Below are 7,743 nucleotides of genomic sequence, written 5' to 3' on the forward strand. Positions count from 1 at the left end.
GATCGCGGAACAACGAACAGAAAGGACGGTACGGACAGTCATGACAGCTCTCCCACGGCACCACGGCTGGACCATCGAACGGATCGTTCCACTATTGGGCGGGGTAGTCGTCCTGCTCAGCGTGGCCTTGACACTCGCCTTCTCCATTTGGTGGCTGCTTCTCACCACGTTCGTCGCTGCGAATCTCCTGCTCTACAGCGCAGTGGGATGGTGCCCGATGAGCCTGATACTCCAACGCCTCGGCATCCCGCGGCTCGGCACCCGCTGACCGATCCCAGACCCCGGATCCCCCGAAAAAAGGACGTAGATCATGCAACTCGCACTCACGACCACCCTGAACACCACGTTCGACGACGCTGTCGAACGCACCCGTAAGGCATTGTCGGAGCAAGGTTTCGGGATACTCACCGAGATCGACATGAAATCGACCCTCAAAGCCAAGCTCGACGAAGACCTGGAGGACTACCTCATCCTCGGCGCCTGCAACCCGACGTTGGCACATCGAGCAGTCGGAGTGATGCGGGGGATCGGATTACTGTTGCCCTGCAACGTCGTCGTGCGCGCCGATCCCTCCGCGGAGAACACCGTCATCGTCGATGCGATGAACCCCGCCCTCATGGTCGAGGTGACCGGCGAACCCCGACTGCAGTCCGTCGCCGACGAGGCCACCGCCAGGCTGCAGGCAGCTCTCGATTCGCTCACCGCACAACAGAACTGAACTAGAACAACAACCGCATGCCGCCGAACGTCGGTAGACGAAAAGGACGCCGATGACTCTCGCAATCGCACTCGCTGCCGGGGCAGTCATCGGTGTCCTTCTAGGACTCCTCGGCGGCGGCGGATCCATCCTTGCCGTACCGGTCCTGGTGTTCGCCCTCGGCCTCGACATCGACCAAGCAATCCCGATCTCACTGATCGTGGTCGGTGTCGCCTCGGCTGTCGGCGCGATCCCGAAAGTCCGTGCCCATCTTGTGCAGTGGCGACTGGCCGCCGTGTTCGCCGCTGCCGGTATCCCCGCAACCTTCCTCGGTAGTGCCCTCGGGCGAGTGCTCCCGCAGTCCGTCGTGATGATCGGGTTCGCCGCGGTCATGATCGTTGCCGGTGCTCGTATGCTCGCCGACCGCGGCGATACCGGAACCGCCTGCAGCGTAGGTGATTCCGGTATCAATTGGCGTCGCTGCGCACCTCGTGCGATCCCAGCAGGATTCGCCGTCGGTGTGCTGACCGGGCTCTTCGGCGTCGGCGGCGGATTCCTCATCATCCCCGCCCTTGTCCTGATGTTGGGAATAGACATGCAGATCGCGATCGGAACCTCGCTTCTGATCATCGTCGCGAACTCCGCCGCCGGCTTGATCTCACATCTCGGTAGCGGCGTCACCATCGATCCGGCCATCACGATCAGTTTCACCGGAGCTGCGATCGTTGCCTCCTTGGTCGCCGGACGGTTCGGCAACCGCGTCGACACCGGAAAACTTCAACACTGGTTCGCGTACCTGGTGTTCGCCGTCGCCGCGTACATTCTGTTCGATACTCTCGTGTTGAGTCGCTGACGCCGTGACACACGAGGGAGCCGTACTCGTGTGGAACTCCGCTTTTCCATATCGGCGACCGGCCTCGTTCGCCATTCGTCGTATCTGTTTTCGGCGTAGACATCGGCAACCGATATCTACGTGGTGACCAGGCTGTCGGCGCCCGAGAAGTGCCCGCCGGCAACGGACCACTCCTCCTTTCCGAGTAAGCGCTCCGTTGTCGTGGCCGCTCCACCACGACCAATGTCACCGACTTTCGTGCAAGATGAGTGGGGGTAGATGTATCGCCACCAAGGTCGACATGGGGCGGAGGGCCTGATTCACAAAAGTCACCGGCCGCTGTTGATGATCCCGACAGAGGCCCGGTTCTCCGGATGCACGGCCGTGCCGTGACCGCTGCTCCCTGCAACGTGGGCAAGAAGAGAAGAAAGGTGGACAAAAAGAAACGGAACGACGCACACATGACGTTCGGTCGGGCCGATGGTTGCTCTGCCACCCATCGCATAGGCACACTCCGAACGTCGTCGACGTGCAAAACCGATGAGAGAGGACTAGTCATGACCTCGCAGCTTTACCTCGTCCGCCAGGGACAACGGCCCTCAACGCCAACTACCGCAACTGCGTGACCCTACTGAATCAGTTCGATCTCGTCGGTGTCGTATCCGAGTAGACCGGCGACGGTTGAGTGGGCGTCGTCGCCGTACAGCTCTTCTTGGGTCTCGTCGCCGAACATCTGGGAATGCAGCTCCTTCATATCCCTGGGTTGGGATGAGCGGGGGGCAAACCGAACTTGTACATCGGTGGGGCTACCGATGGGCTGTGTGTATGCGACGAGGGGTGGAACGCTTGCGCTTCCTGGGTGAACCGCAACTCGCAATGCGTGTTGCGGTCTGTGCCCTCGTGCGCCGCCGATGGTCAGTTGTTCCGACAGCGTTCGAGCCAGCGTCGTGTCCCGTATGTGAGTGTCGCGCACAAGTTGTGTCAGTGATCCCTTCTGCATTTTGATGCGGCGGCGGGGTTGATGTTCGTTGAACTCCCGGGCGGTCTCCCAGAAGTCGTTCAACAGCGTGACTGCTGGATCGTCGATCAGACCGCTGGGCTGTATGCGCTCGGTGATGTGGTGGGTTCGCTCGCCGGGACGGAGCGTTAGGTGATGTTCGAGTCGGGCGAATCTGAAGGGGAGGTCATCCTGGAGTAGTGCGATGTGCTCGGGAGTCATTTCCACGACACGGGTGCTTCCACGTAGTTCCACGAAAAAGTAGGTATCGTCCGGAGCTTGTCCGACGGCGGCACCTCTCAGTTCCCTCAACGCATAGACCTCTTGTTCGAGATCGTCGACACGGGTCCGCAGTATGTCGGCGAGGGTGATCTGGCGCTGGACGTACTCACTGATCGGGAGCGGAGGTCCGTCGTTGACCATCTGCCAGTTTCTTGTTCCCTCACGGTTACCTTCCACCGGTCGTCCGGTGGCTAGGTACACGGCTTTGAACAGCCGCATCGACGGAATCGTCGACATCTGATCCTCGAAAGTGCGAACAGTTTTTACTCGGCGGCCGTAGGACACTTCGTCTACGGAGATCGCGGCCTTCTTCGCTTTCTGCCGTTCGGTGTCTCGATTGAAGATCGCTGCCATGCTGATGGGATGCCCGCCATAGTCCACCCACACGGCCATCATCGGGTAGACGGTTCTGCGTAGAGGATTGAATCGGTAGAAGGGTTGGTTGTTTGCGTTACGAATGAGCTCGATGGCATCTGATCTGCCGGGATCGGTGAGCACGAGCGATGATTCCAGTCTGAGCGCCTCGAAGTGTTCGTGCACGATGCGACCGGTGATTTGCGGGATGGCGGTTTTTCCCAGGATGTCTTGGATCCGGCCGTGCAGCACGATGTGGCATTCGTCGGTCGGGTCGGCGCTGATGGTGACGGTGACGTTTGGATCAGCGTTGATCTGTTCCGTTTGGTCCGCGGTTTCGATGAATTCTTGTTCGATCAGGACCGGAAGTGCGGCGAGTGCGTCCCCGCGATCTGCGCCGAAGATGTTGTGCGCGTAGATGAGTGCGCTCTCCGGCGGCGTCCATCGAAGATCGTGATCACCGAGGGGAATGATCTCGATTTCGATCATCGACGCCAGGACAGCCAGCTGCGCCGACGTCAGATCGAGGATCTTCGCGAGTTGCGGATTGGCCGCCTGACTGTCGCGAGCGAACCGAGCAGTATGTGCGATCGGCACCATCAAACCGATCGAGGAGCTCATGTCGTCGCGATATTGCGCGAGAAGGGCCGAGTACGCAGGCTGGCCGATCTCGAACCGCTCGCCCTCGCTCAACATGCGGTCCCACAGATGTGATCTGCGGCTTTCGTGAAACCAGAGTTGTCCATTGCGTTCTACGCTGAGGATGTTCTCCCGCTCGAGAGACTGCCGCAACACACCCCACTGAGTTGAAGTGAGATCAAGATAGGCAGTGATCGTCGATTCAGGCGGTGGCAATTCGAAGACCGACAGCCAGCGTGCAGCGATCTGCGCATCGCCTGGGAGTCGAGCCAGCGCATCTTCCAGCGAGCGGACGAATGCAGTAGGGGGCGTGTATTCATCCAATGTACCGCCGCTGCGGAGCTGACCGATCAAACCTTCGACGATGATCGGGAATCCGCTGCTCAGGAAGTAGACACGATCCGTGTTAGCACTTGTGACGCCTGCCCGGTTGAGCATGGTTTCGACATCTGCTCTGCTGAGTCCGCCGACGATTATCTCCCCGCATCCGGTGTCTCGAAGTCTGGTGAGTCCGGTACGAGCCTCGTGCGCCGCCGACGACCAGGCGATCACGAATCGTGCGCGTTTAGGGGGCGCGATGCAAAGACTGGCCAACGCCCGTTGGTCATCCTCTGTCAGCCGTTGGCACTCGTCGATAGCCAGAATCACGTCGCGTTTGAGCACAGTGGCAACCTCGTCGCACAGCCGTACCAGGAGCTTGACGACGTTGGTATCGCTTCGCGACTGGAGATCTCGCCGTAGATCAGCGGTCGTATCCTGGCGTAGGCCTTTGAAGAACGCTGCGAGACCTTCGCCCGCATGTTCGCCGATTCGCGCCTTCACCAACGCCATGACTTCCTGGGTCACGGCCTTGGCCAGGCTCTTACCGACTTCGGCCACCATTTCCTTGCCTGCGGTGTCGAGTCGGTTCTGGATGGTGCGCCACGCGGTCCGATCCGCCATCGAGGTGACCAAGGCTGTGACGAGGCCATTCAGGATGGCGACCTGCAACGCGCCGCTGTCGAACGCACAGGTGACCGGCGGCGGCGCGATGGCTGCACCACGTGAGAGTTCGATCTGATGGTCGGCGAGGATCGATGACTTACCGGTTCCGGAGTCACCCGTGACTACTACAACAGGATGTGACATCGACAGAAGATCGGTGAGTTCAGGCCGCATGAGCACAGTATGCGGCTGACCTCCGACACCTTCTATTGCAGGTCACCGCCGCGAGCCGAATAGCGTTGCGTCGAAGCGAATCCGTTCTACAGACAATTTGAGCAAATTGAGAGACTTATGCCTGGCGCCACACTCGATCATTCCACTTGCGCAAACCGTGGACGTCGAACTATCCTATGGCCAGTAGCTGGAGATGAAATAGTTCTCTGAGCGCTAATTCCGGAACCCACGCCTAGGCGTGGGTTTCCGCGTATCTGGAGGGCAATAATCGTTCCATGCTGCTGGCGTACATTGACGAGATCGGCGAGACAGGGGCATTCGTTGCGCGCGATCACGCTCGCTTCAACACCAGTCCCGCGTTCGGCTACGCCGGCCTGATCCTTCCCGCTGACAATGCTCGAAAGTTCGGTCAAATCTTCACGCTGAAAAAGCGGGAGATCTTCAAAACCGAGATCGAGAAGGCAGAGCACCCTGGACGGTGGGAACGTAAGGGCGCGAGTATCTTTCGTCCCGACACTTTCGACAAGTATCGGCAACAGATCCGAGTATTCAACACTTTGGTGCGCAGCGTACGCAGCCTCGACGGCGCCCTCTTCTACTACGCCGCGGAAAAACCTCTCGGAACCCCGAAACAGACGGACCTCGATACGGACGCCCGAGAAACAGCTGCGATGCGCGAAGCGCTCAACCGCATCGCCCGGTACGCCGACTACAAAGGCTCGAACGTGATGGTCATGATCGATCAGATCAACGAGAAGACGCGCGCAGCTCGGCTGCCGGCCATGTACGAGCACATCTTGGGTCGTGCGAGCGGATATCCGGAAATGAAGCGGATCATCGAGCCGCCAATGCACATAGACAGTGTCCTGAGTTCGAACATTCAGTTCTCCGACTGGATTGCCGCATGTGTAACGAGAGCGATCGAGTACCAGATCATCAAGGAATCCCCCTACCAGTGGGTGACGGGGGACAACGCACTCCCGTCGGTCAGGGGCGCATTCACTCATGAGTCGAAGATCCACTTGTGGCAGCGTGACCTTTCCGATCTCAATCACTCCGACATCTTCCGCAGTGATCGACTGCTGCATCCGGCGGCGGCGGGACAGTTGGTCGGCGACCAACTTCCGGCCGATCGATTCCGTCGGATGAAGGCCGCGGCCGAGCGAGCACAGATCCGACAGTAATGCACTCTCTCGGGTAGTTGCATGAGTTTCGCTTGGATAAAACTGCTGATGACAACTGAAACCAGCTTCTGGTCGACTTTCCGCGATCATGTCGAGCGAGTGCTCGGGCCCAAGTGATTCATCCAGCCGGGTGAATACCAGCCGAGCGGGGGACTGTTTCTGGACGATTCGTTCGAGCCTGTTCGCGGACAACGATATTCGAGAAGTCCGATAGAAAACGATCCACTCGAAAGCCGCCTCGCGAAGCGGTTCCGCACTGCCCCATCGCTGCATCCTCACGCGACCACTTCGCGTTCCGAGGACAAGGGCGCGTACCGCGTTGTCTCGGTCCGTATTAACGCACCCGGTTTCCGTAGTACCTACGCCGTGGAGGTTCAGGCCGCTGTCGGATTCGAGTTCGCGGATGAGGCGTTCACCGTGACGGTTGACGCTCCGCAGGGCTTCGATCAGGCTGCGCGCCGCGCAGTCCGGAAGTCGGTTGCTCGTGCGGGTGAGTGGAACGCCGACAACCCTGATGCGATTGCTCCGCGTCTGGAGGACGCGGACGCGTATCGCGTTGTTGCGGTTCGCGTGAGCGTGGATCGGTAGGCGATAGAGGACCGGCCCGAAGCTACCGGGCCGGTCCTCTTCGTTGCGTGCTCCGAAAATGGCCTCTCACCGTGCGGTGGGGGGCTTTTTCGTGTGTTGGGGGTGTGGGTGTGGCTATTGCTGATTGGTGAGGGTGAGGAGGAGCTGTGAGACCTGTTCGGTGGTGGCGTCGGCGAGGCAGTCGACGATGCAGGCGGTGAGAAAGATCTTGATCGTGTTCGGTACCCGTTGCGCGAGGGCGCGGAGCTGCTCGCCCCTGGTGGGGCGGTGGTTGTCGGGGGTCTGGTCGTCGTGCTCGTGCATTTCTGCTCCTCGTAGTGGATTGGAGTTCCGCGTGGGTGCGTCCTCATCTCTTGTTGTTCGAGCTACGGGCGAGATCACATGTTCGTGTAGGGGAATTGAGTTGTTGCTGGCTTGTGACCTGCGGTGATGGCATGTCCCGGGGTGGTGTGTTCGTGGAGTTGGGGCGCCGGCGAATTTGGGGCCGGCTGATGGGGCCGGCGGGGTGCTCGGGTTCGGTGGTGGGGGAGTGTCGGGGGGTGCTCGGCGGGCGTGTGTGGGCCGATTTTTGGGTGTTTTTGAATGTTGTTGTGTTTCAGTAACTTTGGGTTATCGGTTGGTGGGTAATCTGTTTCGGTGGTTACGCATGGAGGTGTTTTGGGGAGACTCGAATTATGTTGTGGTGGTTACGATTTCGACGTTTCGTGGTTCTGTGTTGTTTTGCGGTTTGGGGTGGGGTCCTGTAGGATGGGAAGCATGATGACGATGAGTTGGCAGACGCGAGACGGGGTAGCTTTGAGCGACCTCCGCTCCTCCCCAGCCTCGTTTGGTACTTGGGTACCGAATTCTCAGTTCCGATCAAATCCTTTGGTGACAAAGACAATTCAGGAATTTAGAGGCGCGCAGCGACTCGATCGACGGCAGTCTGGCTGGACCCACTGCGAGCCGCGCAGCGGCTCCCTGGTGGGGAGCGAAGCGAGCCGCTTCCGTTCCCGATGCGGAGCATCGGGAG

At 59.7% G+C, this 7,743-nt stretch carries 7 protein-coding genes; 5 read left to right on the top strand and 2 right to left on the bottom strand.

Annotated elements, in window-relative coordinates; all coding sequences use genetic code 11:
* Nucleotides 1–40 precede the first annotated feature (40 nt).
* From M1L53_RS34190 to M1L53_RS34200, 3 genes are read left to right on the top strand one after another with little or no spacing between them, the layout of a single operon-like run.
* Nucleotides 41–268, top strand: a complete 228-nt coding sequence (locus M1L53_RS34190; protein WP_058037328.1) for a DUF2892 domain-containing protein — start codon at nucleotides 41–43, stop codon at nucleotides 266–268.
* Between the two features lie 42 nt (nucleotides 269–310).
* Complete coding sequence (locus tag M1L53_RS34195) at nucleotides 311–718, top strand: DUF302 domain-containing protein (protein ID WP_054802217.1); 408 nt, start codon at nucleotides 311–313, stop codon at nucleotides 716–718.
* A gap of 52 nt (nucleotides 719–770) precedes the next feature.
* Complete coding sequence (locus M1L53_RS34200) at nucleotides 771–1,550, top strand: sulfite exporter TauE/SafE family protein (RefSeq protein ID WP_058037327.1); 780 nt, start codon at nucleotides 771–773, stop codon at nucleotides 1,548–1,550.
* Nucleotides 1,551–2,157: 607 nt separating this feature from the next.
* Here the strand turns inward: M1L53_RS34200 and M1L53_RS34205 are convergent.
* On the bottom strand, nucleotides 2,158–4,959 hold the full coding sequence (locus M1L53_RS34205; RefSeq protein WP_058037326.1) for an ATP-binding protein: 2,802 nt from the start codon (nucleotides 4,957–4,959) through the stop codon (nucleotides 2,158–2,160).
* A gap of 275 nt (nucleotides 4,960–5,234) precedes the next feature.
* Between M1L53_RS34205 and M1L53_RS34210 the strand changes: the two genes are divergently transcribed.
* Complete coding sequence (locus M1L53_RS34210) at nucleotides 5,235–6,143, top strand: DUF3800 domain-containing protein (RefSeq protein ID WP_024487937.1); 909 nt, start codon at nucleotides 5,235–5,237, stop codon at nucleotides 6,141–6,143.
* 366 nt (nucleotides 6,144–6,509) lie between these two features.
* Nucleotides 6,510–6,731 (top strand): hypothetical protein, encoded by a 222-nt coding sequence (locus M1L53_RS34215; RefSeq protein ID WP_058037325.1) that lies wholly within the window; start codon nucleotides 6,510–6,512, stop codon nucleotides 6,729–6,731.
* Between the two features lie 114 nt (nucleotides 6,732–6,845).
* Here M1L53_RS34215 and M1L53_RS34220 read toward each other — a convergent pair whose 3' ends face one another.
* Nucleotides 6,846–7,034: a hypothetical protein gene (locus M1L53_RS34220; RefSeq protein WP_042447579.1), complete on the bottom strand. Its 189-nt coding sequence runs from the start codon at nucleotides 7,032–7,034 to the stop codon at nucleotides 6,846–6,848.
* Nucleotides 7,035–7,743 lie beyond the last annotated feature (709 nt).

The organism is Rhodococcus sp. T9N (genome assembly GCF_024436645.1).
Taxonomy (GTDB): Bacteria; Actinomycetota; Actinomycetes; order Mycobacteriales; family Mycobacteriaceae; genus Rhodococcus_F; species Rhodococcus_F qingshengii.

Bases quoted from the DNA above. Each gene is read 5' to 3' on its own strand.
- M1L53_RS34210 (WP_024487937.1), top strand. From the start codon at position 5,235: ATGCTGCTGGCGTACATTGACGAGATCGGCGAGACAGGGGCATTCGTT.
- M1L53_RS34190 (WP_058037328.1), top strand. From the start codon at position 41: ATGACAGCTCTCCCACGGCACCACGGCTGGACCATCGAACGGATCGTT.
- M1L53_RS34205 (WP_058037326.1), bottom strand. From the start codon at position 4,959: ATGCGGCCTGAACTCACCGATCTTCTGTCGATGTCACATCCTGTTGTA.
- M1L53_RS34200 (WP_058037327.1), top strand. From the start codon at position 771: ATGACTCTCGCAATCGCACTCGCTGCCGGGGCAGTCATCGGTGTCCTT.
- M1L53_RS34220 (WP_042447579.1), bottom strand. From the start codon at position 7,034: ATGCACGAGCACGACGACCAGACCCCCGACAACCACCGCCCCACCAGG.
- M1L53_RS34195 (WP_054802217.1), top strand. From the start codon at position 311: ATGCAACTCGCACTCACGACCACCCTGAACACCACGTTCGACGACGCT.